Origin of the sequence: Micromonospora sp. DT231 (genome assembly GCF_049847025.1) — a bacterium.
GTDB lineage: Bacteria > Actinomycetota > Actinomycetes > Mycobacteriales > Micromonosporaceae > Micromonospora.
In genome coordinates this window covers 720,561-736,466 of the sequence record NZ_JBNCNO010000001.1, presented here as the reverse complement: position 1 = coordinate 736,466, position 15,906 = coordinate 720,561, and the positions used below count along the sequence as shown (strand labels likewise).

The window sequence follows — 15,906 nt, the reverse complement described above, 5'->3', positions numbered from 1 at the left end:
CGTGGGGACCGGCCCGCTCACCGCTGGTCGGTCGGTTGCCGGCGGAACCTGTCGACGAGGCGTCGCCAGTAGAGCTTGGCGGCGACCGCGGCGCCGGCCACCCCGCCGACGACGGCCTGCACGATCAGGCTGCCGGATCCCGCGTCCAGGTAGGCCAGATGTATCACCGATCGCTCCTTGCCCTCGCCTGTCCCGACCCCGGTCCCAGGCGTACACCATGAGGCTTTTGACCCAGAAAGCCGGACTTGTCCCTCACCGTACGCCGCTCGTCATCGCCGTCGCGGGCACATTCGCGGACTCCCAGCCTCGCCACAGAATGTGGTCGAAACGCCCCACCGCGCCGGTACGCTGCGGACGTGCGCTGGATGATCGTGGACGCCCCGCTGGACTCCTCCGGCGCTGGGCGCGGCGAGGAACGGGCACCGGCCGCGCTGCGCCGGGCCGGCCTGCACGACGCCCTGTCCGCCGACGACGGCGGGCAGATCGACGAGGCCCGGTTGCGCGACCCGATCCGAGACCCGGCCAGCGGGGTGATCGGTGCCGCGGGCCTGGTCCGGGCCGGTGGCGCGATCGCCGCGCGGGTCGGCGCGATCCTGGCGGACGGCCGTCGACCGCTGGTGCTCGGCGGGGACTGCGCGATCCTGCCCGGCATCTGCCGGGCCCTGCCGCCGAAGACCGAGCTGTGGTTCGTGGACGCCCACCCGGACTTCCTCGACGGCGCGACCTCACCGACCGGTGAGGCCGCCGACATGGACCTCTCGGTGGTCAGCGGGCACGGCCCCGCCGCCATCTCCTCCGGCCGCGCGCTGATCGAGCCGAGCCGGGTCCACCTGCTCGGGCACCGCCCGGCCAGCGACGAGAGCAGCCGGGTCGAGGCGGCCCGGATCGACCCGGCGATCCAGCAGGTGAACGCCGCCGAGGTGCTGCGCCGGGGCGCCGCGACGGTCGGGGCGGGCCTGGCCACCGACTCCGACGGGCCGGCCTGGCTGCACCTCGACCTGGACGTGGTGGACCCGCGGGATCTGCCCGCGGTGACCTACCCCGAGCCGGACGGGTTGCGCTGGGCCGACCTGATCGCGCTCGTCACCCCACTGGCCCGAGCCGACCGGCTGCTCGGAATGAGCGTGACCGACCTGAACACCGACGAGGACCCGGACGGGCGTCACACGCGACGCGTCGTCGAGGTCCTCACCGGGATGCTGGGCGGCTGACCCACACCTGCACCCGCGAGCCGATCAGGTGTCCGCGCTGGCATGGGGCAACCGGACGGTGAACACGGTCCGGCCCGGAGCGCTGTCCACCGCGACGGTGCCGTGGTGGGCCTCCACCACGGCGGCGACGATCGCCAGGCCGAGGCCCGTGCTGCCGTGCTCCCGGGACCGGGAGCTGTCGCCGCGCGCGAAGCGTTCGAACATCTCCGGTCGCAGCTCCGCCGGCACCCCGGGTCCGTCGTCGGCGACGGTGAGCACGGCGTTGTCGGCGTCGACGGCGAGCGTGGTGACGACCGTGCTGCCGGGCGGGGTGTGCACCCGGGCGTTGCCGAGCAGGTTCGCCACCACCTGGTGCAGCCGCGCGGCATCGCCGGGCACCCGGATCGCCACCTCGGGCAGGCCGAGCTGCCAGTGGTGGTCGGGGCCGGCGACGTGCGCGTCGCTGACCGCGTCCACGAGCAGGGCGGTCAGATCGACCGGGTCCGCCGCGAGCGGCCGACCGGAGTCGAGACGGGCCAGCAGCAGCAGGTCGTCGACGAGGCGTGTCATCCGGGTGCTCTCCGACTCCACCCGGCGCAGGGCGTGCGCCACGTCGGCGGGGACCTCGTCGCGCCCGCGCCGGGCCAGCTCCGCGTAGCCGCGGATCGCCGCGAGGGGCGTCCGCAGCTCGTGGCTGGCGTCGGCGACGAACTGGCGTACCCGCGTCTCGCTGGCCTGCCGCGCGGACAGCGCGTCGGCGACGTGGCCCAGCATCCGGTTCAGCGCCGCGCCGACCTGGCCGACCTCGGTACGCGGGTCGGTGTCCGCGGTCGGGACCCGGACGGCGAGCGCCACCTCGCCGCGGTCCAGGGGCAGTTCGGTGACCCGGGTGGCGGTGGCGGCCACCCGGTTGAGCGGGCGCAGCGTGGCCCGCACGATCAGCGCCCCGGCCGCGCCCGCGAGGAGCAGCCCGACGGCGACCACCCCGGCCTGCGCGGCGAGTTGCCGCCGGACGGTCTCCCGCACGCCGGCCAGCGGGACGGCGACGACGCGTACCCGGCCGTCCCAGTACTGCCGGGCCACCGCCCGGTAGTCGCCGCGGGCGCCCAGGTCGACGGTGCGCGGTCGGGCGTCGACCGGCAGGTCGGCCAGCGCGGCGACCTCCCCGACCGCGACGGTCTGCTCGTCCGGGAACGGGTCGTCGCCCGACGGGCTGTCGGTGAGGGTCCGGGCGCTCGTCACCCGGCCGCCGGTGATCTCGGCGACCACCGTGCCCGACGGGGACCCGGGTGGGATGGCCGGGCCACTGCCCGGGAACGCCGGCCGCCCCGGACGCTCACCCCGCAGGACGGTGGCGGGCGCCAACTCGGCGTCGATCCGGGCGATCAGGACGTGCCGCAGCGCCACTGTGGTGAGGCCGGCGACGGCGACGCTGACCACCGCCAGCAACGCGACAAGGGCAAACACCAACCGGGTACGCAGGGAACGACCGGCCAGCCACCGGCGGGCGGCGCGCAGTGGGCGGCGGTTACTCGGCGGGTCTGAGGACATAGCCCGCACCGCGCAACGTGTGGATCATCGGCGCCCGACCGGCGTCGATCTTCTTGCGCAGGTACGAGATGTACAGCTCCACCACGTTGGCCTGGCCGCCGAAGTCGTAGTGCCACACCCGGTCGAGGATCTGCGCCTTGCTGAGCACCCGGCGTGGGTTGCGCATCAGGTAGCGCAGCAGCTCGAACTCGGTAGCGGTGAGGGTGATCAGGTGGCCGTCGCGGCGGACCTCGTGGCTGTCCTCGTCGAGGCTGAGGTAACCGACGGTGAGGACCGCGTCCTCCCGGGCGGCGACGGCGAAGCCGGAGCGGCGCAGCAGGGCGCGCAGCCGGGCGATCACCTCCTCCAGGCTGAACGGCTTGGTCACGTAGTCGTCGCCGCCCACGGTCAGGCCGGCGATGCGTTCCTCGACGGCGTCCCGGGCGGTCAGGAAGAGCACCGGGACGGTGGGGGCGTGCTCGCGCAGCCGGCGCAGCACCTGGAAGCCGTCCAGGTCGGGCAGCATCACGTCGAGGACAACGGCGTCCGGCTGAAACTGTCGGGCGGCGCTCAACGCCGCCATGCCGTTGCCGGCGCTGCGGACCTGCCAGCCCTCGTAGCGCAGCGCCATCGACAGCAGGTCGGTGAGCGTCGCCTCGTCGTCGACCACCAGCACCCGGACGGGTTCGCCGTCGGGGCGACGCAGCTCGATCCGGCTCGGCGCGGTCTGCCCGTGTGTGACCATGGCGCCCATCGTGGCCGCGACGTCTGTGCCACGCCCCTGCGGGAGCTGTGTGCCAGCTGTGCGGCCGGCCCGACCCGACGCCGGCGTCGCCACCGGTCAGCACCGCCTCGTGGTCACTCGGACACCCCGTACGCGTCGGTGCGCACGAACCGCATGCTCCAACCGCCCGCGTCGTCGGGCCGGTCGCGTTCGTAGAGGTGGTCCGGGCCGGGCTGCACGGGCCCGGTGCCGTCCGGGTGCCGCATGATCCAGCGCGGTGGTGGGGCGCCGTCCGACCCGGCCGGCAGGAGACGGACCAGGCCGTCCGCTGGCCCGCCGACGAAGCGTACGGTGACCTCGCTCATCGCGGCGTCCCCCTGGGTGACCGTGCCGGCACAATCAGTGACGCCGGCTCTGGCTCGCAAGCTACCGCACCGGCCGCCGTCGGCGCAGCGCGGTACGCGCGCCGATCCCCCCGAACACCGCTGCGGTTTGCCCAGCTTGGCGCTCGGGTACCGCGACCGGAACACCCGCCGTCGGCGGAGCGAGGGCAAGGAGCGGTCGATGCGCACACTGGACGGGCGGTATCAGCTCGAGCAGCGCATCGGTGTGGGCGGGATGTCCGAGGTGTGGCGGGCGCACGACCAGGTGCTGGACCGGACGGTCGCGGTGAAGCTCATCCTTCCCGGTCCGGACGACCAGGACGGCCGGCACCGCCAGGGCGGCCCGGTGGACCGGATCCGCGCGGAGGCCCGGTCGGCCGCCCGCCTGGTGCACCCGAACGTGGCGAGCGTGCACGACTTCGGCACCGCCTCGACCTGGCCGGGTCGTGCGGTGCCCTACATCGTGATGGAGCTGGCCGAGGGTGAGACGCTCGCCGCGCACCTGCGGGCCGGGCCGCTGGACTGGCGGATCGCGGTACGGGTCTGCGCGGAGGTAGCCGCGGCGCTGGCCGCCGCACACGCCGAGGGCATCGTGCACCGCGACGTCAAGCCCGCGAACGTCATGCTCACCCCGTCGGGCGTGAAGGTGCTCGACTTCGGCATCGCCATCCCCGCCGGCGCACCCGATCCGACCCCGACCGGGATGGTGTTGGGCACCCCTGCCTACCTCGCGCCCGAGCAGTTGGAGCGGGCCCCGGCCACCCCCGCCTCCGACATGTACGCCCTCGGCGTGGTCCTCTACTACTGCCTGACCGCACGTCTGCCGTACCACGCGAGCACCAGCACCGAACTGCTCGGCGTACGTCGCAGTCAGCCACCGGAGCCGCTGCCCGAGATCGACGGGCTCCCGCCGGAGGTGGCCGAGTTGTGCCACTCCTGCCTGGCCGACGATCCCACGCTGCGCCCCAGCAGCATGGTCGCGGCGCTGCTGCTGGCCGAGGCCGTGGACGCCCGGGTGTACGTGCCGATGGCGATCCCGACGCCCCGCCGGCCGGCGCCGACGTCGGCGTGGACCGAACGGGCCGCCGCCGAGGCGACCGAGGCGGTGGTCCTGCTCGACGAGCCGGAGGCGGCCTCCGGGCGCTGACCGCGGGCGCGACGGCGTTTCGGCGGACGGCTGAGCGCGGGCGCGGCGTTTCGGCGGGCGGCTGACCGCGGGCGCGGCGGCGTTTCGGCGGACGGCTGAGCGCGGGCGCGGCGTTTCGGCGGGCGGGGGCCGGGTAGGCGACCTGCCGAGCGACGGGAGAACCGCGATGTCGGATCCGAGTTCCTGGCTGCGTGAGGCCACCGCGACCGCCGAGGGCGGTCACGTACGCACCGACGATGGCGGGCTCTCCACCCCGCTGGCGTCGCCACTGGCGGCGCACTGCACGGGGCTGCGACCAGAGCAGTTGCTGGCCGCCGCCTTCGCGTCCTGCCTGCACCACGCTGCGGTGGAGGCGGCCGGGGAGATCACCGACGAGGCGCACACCGTGCAGGTGCGCGCGGAGGCGAAGCTGGGGCGTGACGACGACGGCCTCTACCGGGCCGACGTGCACGCCTCGATCTCGTCGGCCGGCCTGAGTCGAGATCAACTGGCCGACCTGGTGGAGTACGCGGACCGCCTCTGGCCGTTCTCCAGCGGCGACACGAGCCGCCATCGGCTGACCGTCACGCCGGCGGAGAACGGTCGCCACTGAGGTCCGGCCCCACTCGACCGCCGCCGGCTCGACCGCCGCGCCACTCGACTGCCGCCGGCTCGACCGCCGCCGCGCTCGACCGTGCCGCCTGATGATCGTGCTCGATCCTGGTTGTAGTGGCATCGATCGTGGTTGAGGCCCCTATTTCCAGGATCCAGCACGATCATGCGGCGGGGCGAGGTGAGGGCTGGCCGTTCGGTGGAGTCGATATCGGGCGATCGGTGGACCCTGGGTTCTGCCTGGATTCTCGGCGGTCGGTCCGCAGGCGTGACCGTCATCGACCGGCTAATCGGGAATAACCGTCTAGTCCCATCGGAGAGGATTGGGCCGGTCTACTGAGGTCTGGTGCGTGAAGTCGGCACGATCTGGGCAAATTGTGGCGCAGGCCACCGTACGGACAGGCGATATCGAGCAATTGGGTCTTTAACCTCGTCAGGTGCATCCCGACGACCCCTCCGACCAGAAGCTGACCGACACGCGCCCGACCACCCACCCGGGCGACGTCGCATCAACCGAACGGACGATCGGCCGGCACCGCGTCCCCGAACCGCCCCGGCGTCCCCTGCTCGGCTCGACCCCGATCCGGATAGCCCTGGCCACAGGCGTCACCTGCTGCCTCAGCCTCGTCGCGGTCGCCACCGCCCGGGGCGACGGGGACGACCCGATCCGCCCCGTGGAGCCACTCGCCGAGGCGGTGGCCGATCGCGCCGCCATCGCCGACGAGCGCGCCTCCCGGTCGCTCGACCGTGACCTCGCCCCCGCGCGGATCCTGCCCAGCCCGACGGCAACGCCCACCCCCGCGCCCACCGTCGCGCGCAAGGCCCCCAAGAAGCCGGTCAAGCCCCGCCGACCCCGCCCGGTCGCCGGCCTCGACCAGGCCCAGATGGACAACGCGAAGATCATCGTGGACGTCGGGCTGGACCTGAAGATGCCGCGCCGCGCCCTGGTGGTGGCCCTGGCCACCGCCATGCAGGAGAGCAACCTCTACAACCTGGCCAGCGACGTCCTCCCCGAGTCGGCCGACTACCCGAACCAGGGCAGCGGCTCCGACCACGACTCGCTCGGGCTGTTCCAGCAGCGGCCCAGCAGCGGCTGGGGCACGGTGGCCGAGCTGATGCGCCCGTCGTACGCCGCGCGGGCCTTCTACAGCGCGCTCAACGAGATCCCCGGCTGGCAGGACATGAGCGTCACCGCAGCCGCCCAGGCCGTGCAGATCTCCGCCTACCCCGACGCGTACGCCCAGCACGAGGATCGGGCGACCACCGTCGCGGCGGCGCTCACCGCCTGAGCCGACACCTTCTCAGTGCCGGCCGGACGGCGGCTCCGCGCCCGCGTCCAGGCCGCCGACTCCGACCCGGCTCCCCGGTACGCCGGCAGCCGCGGTCGACGTGTCGACGGGCACCTGGTCCTCCGTCACCTGACCGAGGATCTCGTCCACCCGTGCCGCACCTCGCCGCCGGGCGTACAGCGCCGCCTCGACGTCGCGCCGGGCCTGCACCGCCTCCTCGTACGCCCGCTCGCGCACCTGCTGTGCCTCCGCGCGGGCCTCGTCCAGCTCGGCACGGGCCTGGGCCAGGATCTCGGCGGCGGTACGCCGCTCGGCGGCACCGGCATCCCGGGTGACGGCGGTGTCGCCGAGGTCCAGCCGCTGGAGAAGGCCGCTGAGCCACGCCGCCTCCTGCCGGATCTCGTCCCACTCGCCGGTGGCCCCGGCGACGCCCACGGCGCGCGTCGCGAGCCGGGACAGCCGGATCCCCAACTCGTCCAGGCAGGAATCGACCTGCCGCACGTCGTAACCGGTCTCAACGATGGAGAACCTCATCCCGTCGCCCCCCAGGCAGCCGCTGTTACTTCCCCTCCTGGATCCTCGGCCGCGACCGCGACGACCGAGGAGGTTCGGGAAAAATGTTCAGCATGCGCGCACGGGGCCCGCGTCAGACGCGCTTGGGCAGCACGACCACCCGGCCGAAGAACTCGTCGATGCGGCGGACCACGTCGTTGAAGTCGTCCAGGTCGATCGGCTTGGTGACGTACGCGTTGGCCTGCAACGTGTAGCTGCCGACGATGTCGGTGTCGGCGTTGGAGGTGGTCAGCACCACGATCGGGATGGTCCGCAGGTCCTCGTCCTGCTTGACCGCGCCGAGCACCTGCCGGCCGTCCATCCGGGGCATGTTCAGGTCGAGCAGGATCACGTCGGGCCGGCGGGCCTGCTGGTGCCGGCCCTCGGCGCGGAGGAACTCCATCGCCTCCTCGCCGTCGCTGACCACGTCGATGATCTTGTCGACGTCGGAGTCCGCCAACGCCTCCTCGATCATCAGTACGTCACCGGGGTCGTCGTCGACGACCAGGATTCGTACCGGCTGCGGGCTGTCTGCGCCCATCACTACCTGCCTCGGGTCGGCGGGGACGGGACCTGACGGTCACCGCGTTGGCGGGGAAATCTAGCCCATCAGGAGGCGGTGCGGGACGCGGGGTCGACCGATTCCGGTTCGTAGCGCAACACGTCGGCCAGGCCGGTCATCCGCAACACCCGCTCGACGCGGCCGTTGGCGCCGACGAGCCGAAGCCACCCCCCGTCGGCCGCGGCCTGATTGTCCCCCCGGACGAACACGGCCATCCCGGTGGAATCGCAGAAGGTGAGGTCGGTGAGGTCGAGCAACACCCGGGACTCGCCGGCGGCGATGAGCCGGTCGATCGCGGCGGTCAGCTCCGGGGACGTGCTCATGTCCAGCTCACCCGCCAGACGCAGGCAGGCGCCACCGCCGTCGCGCTCGACGTTGCTGACGCTGAACGTCACCGTACTCCCCCTCGCTCCACCCTCGGGTGGGACATTTGCGGTGCGGCAAGTATACGCAGGGTCGCCCCGCGGACCGCAGCGCGCGGTGATCGACAGCGACGTGGGCGAGTGGGCGCTCAGCGGCAGGCGTCGGGCAGCGCGGCACGCCCCAGGGCCACCATGCGCTCCGCCCGGGGGAAGTCGCGCAACGCGCCTGCGACGTGCTCCAGGGACCGGGCGACGGCCGCCCCGGGCACCCCCCGACTCGACAGGATCCCCGCCAGCCACTCGACGAACTCGGTGAACAACGAGGCGTCGTCGACGTAGACCGCCGCGGCCAGGAAATCCACCACATGACCCAGGTCGCTCACGGTGGAGTCGAGCTGACTGGCGGTGTAGGCGCGCGTCACCGGCACCCGCTCCCGCAGGTCGGCCAACGCGCTGTCGATCAGCTCGGCACGACGCCGCACCAGGCTGGCGTACTCGTCGTCGGCCAGGTGCGCCAGCCGCGCCGGCGGCACCCCGCGCAGCGCCCGTTCGTCGGCGACCAGCTCGGCCGCCGCGGGCGCGTTCGGTGCCCAGGCCACCCCGAGCCGGCGCGCCCACCGGCCGTCCGCACCGAACCCACGCCCACCGACCACCACCGGCACGTCCGACCGGCGGCAGGCCTCGATCATCCGATGGGCGTGCGGGAGCCGCATCGGCAGCGCGCACGCCAACGCGACCGCGTGCGCGTCGTAGCGGTGCAGGTACGACACCAGGTGCGCCGCCGGCACACTGGCGCCGAGGAATGTCACCTGCCAACCCCGCAACCGCAGCACCTCGGCCACCAGCCGGGGCGGCAGCGCGTGCCACTCGCCGTCCATGCACGCGACGACGACCCGCCCGCCGGTCGGGCGTGGGTTGACGTGCGCGGCCACCGCCGCCACCACCCGTTCGCTGATGTGGGTGGCCGCGTGCTCCTGGGCGACGCTCCACTCGTTGCGCGCCCACCGCTCGCCCACCTCGGCCTGAGCGGGCGCGACCAGGTCGAGCAGCACCCGTTCCGCCGGCACGCCCGCGTCGAGCAGGCCGATCGCCATGTCGATCGCCGCGTACTCGTCGGCGTCGGCGAGGCAGTCCAGGTAGCCGACGTAGGCGTCGCTCGGGTCGACGGCGGCGGTGGGGGCGGTCACGCGTCGAACTCCCCGGGCGGGTCGCTGTGCAACGGGGTGGGCACCGAGTGCAGGTGCCGCGGCGCGCGCCCACCCGGGCCGGCCGCCCGCAGCGCCAGCACCGCGATGTCGTCGTGGTCGCCCTGCGCCAACCAGTCGCAGGTGACCTGCTCGACCCGCTCGGCCAGGGCCGGCGCCGGCATCCGTTGGCAGCCGGTCACCGCGGCGACAAGCCGTTCGGTGCCGAACTGCTCGTCGCCGCGACGGCCGCCACGGGCCTCGGTCACCCCGTCGCTGTAGAGCAGGCAGGTCTCGCCCGGAGCCAGCCGGACGGTCACCTCGCCGACGCGGGGGTCGGGCACCACCCCGATCAGCATGCCGCGCAGCGGCACCGACTCCACCTCGCCGGACGCGCGCAGCACCAGCGGCGGCAGATGCCCACCGCCGGCCATGGTCAGGGTGAGGCCACCGTCGCGATGCGGACGGGCCACGCCGAGCACGATCGTGGCGAAACGCCCCTGGCCGTGCGCCTGGGTCGTCTCCAGCAACGCGTCGTTGAGCAGCCGCAGCAACCGCCCGGGGTGCGACTCCAGGCGGTGCAGCGCCTGGAGGCACTGGCGTAGCTGGCCGGTGAAGACAGCCGCCTCGACCCCCTTGCCGGACACGTCGCCGAGGAAGAACACCGAGCCGCCGTCGGCGAGCCGGTGCGAGCCGTAGAAGTCGCCACCGATGCGCAGCCCCGCCTGCGCGGGCCGGTACGCGGTCCCCCACTGCACGCCCGCGGCTTCGGCCGGCTCGACCGGCAACAGGCTGGCCTGGAGGGTGTCGGCGACCTCGGTCTGGTCGCGGTAGAGCAGCGCGGTGGTCATCGCCGCGCCGGCACGGGCCGCGAACGCGCGGATCAGCTCCGCGTCGACGTCGTCGTACGAGTCGGAGGCGCGACGGGCGACCAGCAGCACACCGACCGGCGCGTCCCGGCCCGGCAGCGGGACGACCCGGGCGGCGGTCGCGGCGCCGGCGGGCTCGGGCAGCCAGCCGGCGTCGACAGCCTGCTCGACCAGCCAGTCCAGGGCGTGCGGCTCGACCCCGGTCAGCGCGTCGGCGATGGCGGCGGGCAGCTCACCGCCGGCCAGCACGCCGTTGTCCACCGACGCCACCTCGTCGTCGGTGCCCGAGGCCCGCCACCAGCCGGCCCGACCGGAACGCGGTGCGAGAACCAGCACGGCCACCTCGGCCAGGGTCGGCACGGCGAGTCGCACGATCGCGGCGGCGGCCCGGGCGGGGTGCAGCGGGTTGCCCAGCTTGGCGCCGACCACGGCCAGGAAGGTCGAGCGGGCCCGCTCGGCGAGCAGCGCGTCGGCGCGGCCGACGCTGTCGGTGACGTCTTCGACGTACCAGCAGCAGTGGCCGCCGGAGAGGGGCACCTGGCGGGCGGTCAACCGACGTCCACGGTAGGTGAAGCCGCCGGGGTCGCCCTCGCTCAGGCCGGGCACGCCCGCCGCGCTGAGCGGCTCACCGGGCGTCACGCCGGGCAGCAACCGCTCGGCCACCGGGCTGACGTGGCGCACGATGCCGTCGGCGTCACAGACCACCAGGCCCTCACGGAGGTGCTCGACGACCTCGAACCAGTCGGACGGGGCGGCGTCGCGGTCCAGGGTCGACGGCGGTGGGCCGGAGCGGGGCGGAGGGGTCGCGGCGGGCCGAGGCGACACGTCGGCGCCCCACGCCGGAGCCGGTGTCGTGCTCGGCGTGAGGATCCGTCCGTCGCCCGGGTCCCAGTCCCTGACGTCGGAAGCAGTCACCAGCTGAGCCTCACTCCTTGTCGTCCACCCGAACCCGTACCGGAACCGGCGTCCATGGTCCAAACTCTCCGGCCCACCCTACGCCGGGACGCGCAAAGCGGCATCTCAGCGCGGCTGCCGAGGTGCCGCCACCAGCGGCGCAGCGGCGGCGGGCGGGCGTGTCGCCGGCCCCCGACTTGCGATCGTCCACCTGGCTGAGAACATGGTGAGATGTCTGACCAGCTGTTGACCATCGAGACCACCCGGCCCGACGCCGGGCACGTCCGACTGCGGCTGACCGGCGAGCTCGACTACGCCTCCGCGCCCGAGCTGATCGCCGCCGCCGCCGAACTGCGTGGCGACCAGCAGGTGCTCGTCGACCTGACGGGCGTGAGCCTCTGCGACTCCTCCGGGCTCAGCGCGCTGCTGGTGGTGCGCCGCGCCGCCGGGGCGATCCGGCTGACCGGGGCCCGGCCACACCTGCAACGGATGCTGGACCGCACCGGTCTGACCGAGTTGCTGACCGTGGAGCACGCCGACGACGACCTGCGCGCCATCGGCTGACCCGCTGCCCTCCCCGTCGCCCGACGATTCGGCAGGGGACACGTGTCGCGCGTCGTCTGAGGGGGGCCCGCGCTTGCGCTTCGAGCACCGTGACACCGAGACGGACGCGAGCATCGTCGATCGGGTGTGGCGCACCGACAGCGACGCCGAGGATACGATGACATCCGCGGCGCGCACGTGCTGCCAACTGATCCTCACGCGGATGCGGGGGCAGCTCCTCGCCACACTGCGCGGTCCGGAGACCAGGGCGAGCACGGCGCCGGTCCCCGCCAACGCCGAGTTCCTCGGGATCCGGCTCACGCTCGGCACCGTACTTCGGCCGCATCCCGCAACCTCGATCGTCGACGGGTACGTGCCCTTCCCCGTGACGGACTCGGGCCGAATCGTCATCGGCGGCGAGGCATGGGAAGCGCCGACGTACGACAATGTCGAGCAGTTCGTCCGGCGCCTGCGGGACGCGGGTCTGCTGGTGCGACCACGTCTCGGGATCGACGACCACATCGCCGGGCATCCGGAGGGCCGTCCGTCCAGCCGGACCCTTCAGCGGCGGTACCGCACGATCACCGGGCTCTCGCAGACCGCGGTGACCCAGATCGACCGCGTGAACGCCGCGGCCACGATGCTGCGCGATGGGCGCGACTGGCGTGGGGTCGTCGAGACACTGGGGTACTTCGACCAAGCTCACCTGGCACACGCCCTGCGGCGCTACGTCGGGCACACCGCGCGGGAGATGCAGGCGGGCGACGCGACGGTGTCGTTCCTGTACAAGATCTGCCCGCGGCCAGGCAGCTAGCCTCCGTCTGCCAGCCCTCGGCGGGCTGTTCCAATTCCGGAATTCGGAGGAGAATCGTGCTGCTCAGCGTCAACGTCTTCGTCAGCCTCGACGGGGTCATGCAGGGACCGGGAGCCCCCGACGAGGACCGCTCCGGCGGCTTCGACCGCGGCGGGTGGCTCGTCCCGCACGCATCCGTGCACACCAACGAGGTCGTCCAGGGCTGGTTCCGTGAGGCGGACGCGTTCCTCTTCGGCCGCACGAGCTACGGCCTGCTCGGCGGGTACTGGCCCAAGGTCACCGCGCCGGACGACCCGATCGCCACCAAGCTGAACACGCTGCCGAAGTACGTCGTCAGCGAGACGCTGACGGACCAGGAGGCCGACTGGAGCCCGACGACGGTCCTGCGCAGCGACATCGTCGACAGCGTGCGCCGGCTCAAGGGCCTTCCCGGCAACGAGCTCCAGGTGCACGGCAGCTGGCAGCTCGTGCAGGCGCTCCACCAGGCCGGGCTTGTCGACCTGTACCGGCTGCTCCAGTACCCGGTGGTCGTCGGGACCGGGAAACGACTGTTCCCCGACGGGTCGACGCCCGCCACACTCGCCGCCCCCGAAGGAAGCGCGCGTGTGCTGCCCGGCGGTGTCGTCTCGCTGACGCTGACCCCCACGACCGTCGGTTCGCTCGCCGCGGGGGCGTACGCCGTGGAGAGCGGGCGCTCGACGGCGGTCCCCCACTGACACCCATGCCCGGTCGGGTGGGTCTCGAGGGAGCGGGGTGGCCCCCGACCCTGGGACCTGGGGTCGGGGGCCGGAGGAATGTCTAGGGTGTCGTCATCGGCTGGAGTCTCGGACCGTTCTCGCGCAGCTCGCCCGTCGGGGCCGGATCGACGTCGTCGGGCTCTCCCGAATCGGGCGTCTGGTACAGGTAGCGGACGAACTGCCCACCCGCCTCGTTGTCGTCCGCGCCGGGCCACTGGCCGATGCAGTCCATTCCGATGACCTCACGGCCGGTCCCGTCGGCCTCTTCCAGCAGCGCCCACAGGCTCACCGGGTAACACCTGGTGACCTCGGGTGTGAGCTGCCAGCGGGCGTACCAGCCACGTCGGGCGGGGACGATCTCGACGATCTGCTTCATGACGACCTTCCTTCCGCGTACCTCGGAAGAACTTCGGTCCTGACCCGATCGTGCGGGCCGGGTGGGTGAGCACCCCTCACCCCCGCCGGATGAAGCGTCCCGGACAGCGGGCCGACAGGCCCGGCGGCGTCCGTTTCGGCTCCCGGGACGGCGGGAACGCGGCTGACACAGCCCACGATCCCCAGCGGAAGGGGTGCCACCATGCGCAAGCAGATGGAGGGCGACAACCAGCGGCGTCGGGCGCTGGCTCGACAGGCCCGCGACCAGGGTCGCCAGCCCAGCGAGATCGGTGCCAGCCTGAGCGCCTCGAAGCAGCTCACGAGCCTCGACCAAAGCAGGCGGACCGGCCCACCGGCGGCCGGACCGCACAAGCCGGACAGCACGCGCGGCGGGCCGGCGCCGCCGCCGGTCGGCAGCGCCGACAATCCGCGGCCGCAGCCGTCCCCGCCGACCGGCACGGCCGGAGTGGGCGCCATGGGCTACCACGAACTGGTCGACGAGGTCCGTCGCCGGGCCGGGGTCGACTTCAAGACGGCGAAGGTGGGCACCGAGGCGACAGTGCTGGTCCTCGCCTTCGCCCTGGACGCCGCCGAGCGGCAACGCCTGCTCGCGGCGGTGCCGGCGTCGCTGCACGACGTGCTGCCCGTCGACGGCATCGAGCGGCACCGGGACCTGCCCGGCTTCCTCGCCGAGGTGGGCCGGATCAGCGGCAACACCCCCGAGCAGGCCCGATACCAGGCGGAGGCGACGATCGCCGCGCTCGCCGCGCAGGACAACGACCTGGTCGAGTCGTTGCACGTACCCGACGGGTTGCGTGACCTGCTGAACCCACCGGAGGCCGGCGGCGGCCTGGTGGGGGCCTCCACCGCCACGCCCACCCTGGACCCGGACGCGATCGACGCCGCGCTCGATGACCTGCCCTACTGGGCCGGTGACACGCAGGGCCTGCACCGGGTGGTCGCGTTGCCGGCGGACAACCTGGACCGGGTGCTCGACCGACTCGACCGGATGCGCCAGGACAGCGGGCGCGGACCGAGCATCGGACGTCCGGGCGACACCGCCGCCGTGCTGACCGTGCGGACCAGTCAGGCCAACGGGGTGACCGCGCTCGACGTGGACCTCGCGCACCGGATCGACGACGCGATCGACGAGGTGGGGGCCGGGATGGCCGGCGGCTGACCGGACGTGGCGGCACCGTCGGGCCGGTGGACGCGGGACCTCCCGCTCCGCCGGCCCGTCGGCCGTGCCGGGTCACCCGCCGACCGAGTCCCGGACCTGAGCTAGCGTGCCGGTCATGAACCGCGCCGCCGACCGGCTGGAGCTGGTCGCCGACCCGGCCCGGCGGACCGGGCGGACCCTGCTGTCCGCCGGGGTCGAGCAGTCGTACGTCGATGTCGAGGATCCCCGGCACCTGCACTTCGAGTACGTGCGACGGATCGCCTCGGCGGTGGAGCTGGCCGCCCCGGCGGGCGCCCCGCTGAACGTGCTGCACCTGGGTGGTGGCGCGTTGACGTTGCCCCGCTGGCTGGCCGCCACCCGGCCCGGCTCCCCGCAACGTGTCGTCGAGCGGGACCCGGCCGTGGTCGAGCTGGTGGCCCGGGAGCTGCCGCCGCTGCCGCCGCAGGTGCGGGTGGAGGTCGCCGACGCCCGGGACGCGCTCACCGCCACCGCGGCCGGTACCCACGACCTGGTGATCGCCGACATCTACCGGGCCGCCCTCATGCCCGCGCACGTGCGTACCGTCGAGTTCGCCGCCGAGGTGGCCCGCGTCCTGCGCCCCGACGGGATGTTCCTGGTCAACGTCACGGACCTGCCGCCCCTGGTCGCCACCCGGGTCCAGGTGGCCACGGTGCGGGCGGTCTTCGCCGACGTGTGCGTGCTCGGCGACCGGCGGATGCTGCGCGGTCGCCGGTACGGCAACGTCGTGTTGGCCGCGACGTCCCGCCCCGGCGGGCTGCCGGTCGCCCGGCTGGCGGTGGCGGCCCTGCGCGACCCCGTGCCAGGCGGGCTGCTGCACGCCGCCGCACTCGACACGTTCGTCGCCGGCGCGCACCCGCTCACCGACGCGGACGACGGCGGGCGCCGCTGAGCGACGTCGAATCGGCCGGCCAGCACGCACCTGAAGAGCGGTCGACGTCGGCCCCTCGCCGCCCCGCACA

The 15,906-nt window shown here is 73.7% G+C and carries 19 protein-coding genes; 9 read left to right on the top strand and 10 right to left on the bottom strand.

Going from position 1 to position 15,906, the window contains the following annotated elements:
- Positions 1-17: 17 nt before the first annotated feature.
- Positions 18-167, bottom strand: a complete 150-nt coding sequence (locus ACPXBU_RS03255; RefSeq protein WP_007459587.1) for a hypothetical protein — start codon at positions 165-167, stop codon at positions 18-20.
- Between the two features lie 198 nt (positions 168-365).
- On the opposite strand from ACPXBU_RS03255, the gene ACPXBU_RS03250 reads away from it, so the two are divergent.
- On the top strand, positions 366-1,211 hold the full coding sequence (locus tag ACPXBU_RS03250; RefSeq protein ID WP_425756693.1) for an arginase family protein: 846 nt from the start codon (positions 366-368) through the stop codon (positions 1,209-1,211).
- A gap of 24 nt (positions 1,212-1,235) precedes the next feature.
- On the opposite strand, the gene ACPXBU_RS03245 is transcribed toward ACPXBU_RS03250, so the two are convergent.
- The 3 genes from ACPXBU_RS03245 to ACPXBU_RS03235 form a co-directional block, all read right to left on the bottom strand.
- Positions 1,236-2,741 carry a sensor histidine kinase gene (locus tag ACPXBU_RS03245; RefSeq protein WP_425756275.1) on the bottom strand — a complete coding sequence of 502 codons (1,506 nt, stop codon included), beginning with the start codon at positions 2,739-2,741 and terminating at the stop codon, positions 1,236-1,238.
- Complete coding sequence (locus ACPXBU_RS03240; RefSeq protein WP_425756273.1) at positions 2,719-3,474, bottom strand: response regulator transcription factor; 756 nt, start codon at positions 3,472-3,474, stop codon at positions 2,719-2,721. The genes ACPXBU_RS03245 and ACPXBU_RS03240 overlap by 23 nt, the downstream gene beginning before the upstream one ends.
- Positions 3,475-3,578: 104 nt before the next feature.
- Positions 3,579-3,809, bottom strand: coding sequence for a hypothetical protein (locus ACPXBU_RS03235; protein ID WP_088947960.1), 231 nt, complete (start codon positions 3,807-3,809; stop codon positions 3,579-3,581).
- Positions 3,810-4,008: 199 nt separating this feature from the next.
- Here ACPXBU_RS03235 and ACPXBU_RS03230 point away from each other — a divergent pair, with 199 nt between their 5' ends.
- The 3 genes from ACPXBU_RS03230 (at position 4,009) to ACPXBU_RS03220 (ending at position 6,854) form a co-directional block, all read left to right on the top strand.
- Positions 4,009-4,974, top strand: coding sequence for a serine/threonine-protein kinase (locus ACPXBU_RS03230; RefSeq protein ID WP_425756271.1), 966 nt, complete (start codon positions 4,009-4,011; stop codon positions 4,972-4,974).
- A gap of 166 nt (positions 4,975-5,140) precedes the next feature.
- A complete protein-coding gene (locus ACPXBU_RS03225) occupies positions 5,141-5,566 on the top strand; it encodes an OsmC family protein (protein WP_393373180.1) in 426 nt (141 codons plus the stop codon).
- Between the two features lie 436 nt (positions 5,567-6,002).
- On the top strand, positions 6,003-6,854 hold the full coding sequence (locus ACPXBU_RS03220) for a hypothetical protein (protein ID WP_425756269.1): 852 nt from the start codon (positions 6,003-6,005) through the stop codon (positions 6,852-6,854).
- 12 nt (positions 6,855-6,866) lie between these two features.
- Here ACPXBU_RS03220 and ACPXBU_RS03215 read toward each other — a convergent pair whose 3' ends face one another.
- The 5 genes from ACPXBU_RS03215 to ACPXBU_RS03195 all read right to left on the bottom strand — a co-directional run bounded on the left by ACPXBU_RS03215 (position 6,867) and on the right by ACPXBU_RS03195 (position 11,298).
- Positions 6,867-7,388, bottom strand: coding sequence for an ATPase (locus ACPXBU_RS03215; RefSeq protein ID WP_425756267.1), 522 nt, complete (start codon positions 7,386-7,388; stop codon positions 6,867-6,869).
- A 112-nt stretch (positions 7,389-7,500) separates the two neighbouring features.
- Positions 7,501-7,947, bottom strand: a complete 447-nt coding sequence (locus ACPXBU_RS03210; RefSeq protein ID WP_425756265.1) for a response regulator — start codon at positions 7,945-7,947, stop codon at positions 7,501-7,503.
- Between the two features lie 68 nt (positions 7,948-8,015).
- Positions 8,016-8,363 carry an STAS domain-containing protein gene (locus tag ACPXBU_RS03205; protein WP_425756263.1) on the bottom strand — a complete coding sequence of 116 codons (348 nt, stop codon included), beginning with the start codon at positions 8,361-8,363 and terminating at the stop codon, positions 8,016-8,018.
- 116 nt (positions 8,364-8,479) lie between these two features.
- The gene (locus tag ACPXBU_RS03200) at positions 8,480-9,517 is read right to left on the bottom strand and encodes a cobalamin B12-binding domain-containing protein (RefSeq protein WP_425756261.1); all 1,038 of its coding nucleotides are present in this window, start codon (positions 9,515-9,517) and stop codon (positions 8,480-8,482) included.
- Positions 9,514-11,298, bottom strand: coding sequence for a SpoIIE family protein phosphatase (locus tag ACPXBU_RS03195; RefSeq protein WP_425756259.1), 1,785 nt, complete (start codon positions 11,296-11,298; stop codon positions 9,514-9,516). The genes ACPXBU_RS03200 and ACPXBU_RS03195 overlap by 4 nt, the downstream gene beginning before the upstream one ends.
- Before the next feature lie 210 nt (positions 11,299-11,508).
- Here ACPXBU_RS03195 and ACPXBU_RS03190 point away from each other — a divergent pair, with 210 nt between their 5' ends.
- From ACPXBU_RS03190 to ACPXBU_RS03180, 3 genes are all read left to right on the top strand, one after another.
- Positions 11,509-11,841, top strand: coding sequence for an STAS domain-containing protein (locus ACPXBU_RS03190; protein WP_425756257.1), 333 nt, complete (start codon positions 11,509-11,511; stop codon positions 11,839-11,841).
- Between the two features lie 202 nt (positions 11,842-12,043).
- Positions 12,044-12,634: a helix-turn-helix domain-containing protein gene (locus tag ACPXBU_RS03185; RefSeq protein ID WP_425756255.1), complete on the top strand. Its 591-nt coding sequence runs from the start codon at positions 12,044-12,046 to the stop codon at positions 12,632-12,634.
- A gap of 56 nt (positions 12,635-12,690) precedes the next feature.
- Positions 12,691-13,350, top strand: coding sequence for a dihydrofolate reductase family protein (locus tag ACPXBU_RS03180; protein WP_425756253.1), 660 nt, complete (start codon positions 12,691-12,693; stop codon positions 13,348-13,350).
- A gap of 82 nt (positions 13,351-13,432) precedes the next feature.
- Here the strand turns inward: ACPXBU_RS03180 and ACPXBU_RS03175 are convergent, their stop codons facing one another.
- Positions 13,433-13,747 carry a hypothetical protein gene (locus ACPXBU_RS03175; protein ID WP_357572640.1) on the bottom strand — a complete coding sequence of 105 codons (315 nt, stop codon included), beginning with the start codon at positions 13,745-13,747 and terminating at the stop codon, positions 13,433-13,435.
- Between the two features lie 201 nt (positions 13,748-13,948).
- Between ACPXBU_RS03175 and ACPXBU_RS03170 the strand changes: the two genes are divergently transcribed.
- Positions 13,949-14,926, top strand: coding sequence for a DUF2267 domain-containing protein (locus ACPXBU_RS03170; protein WP_425756250.1), 978 nt, complete (start codon positions 13,949-13,951; stop codon positions 14,924-14,926).
- 115 nt (positions 14,927-15,041) lie between these two features.
- Positions 15,042-15,836 carry a spermidine synthase gene (locus tag ACPXBU_RS03165; RefSeq protein WP_425756248.1) on the top strand — a complete coding sequence of 265 codons (795 nt, stop codon included), beginning with the start codon at positions 15,042-15,044 and terminating at the stop codon, positions 15,834-15,836.
- Positions 15,837-15,906 lie beyond the last annotated feature (70 nt).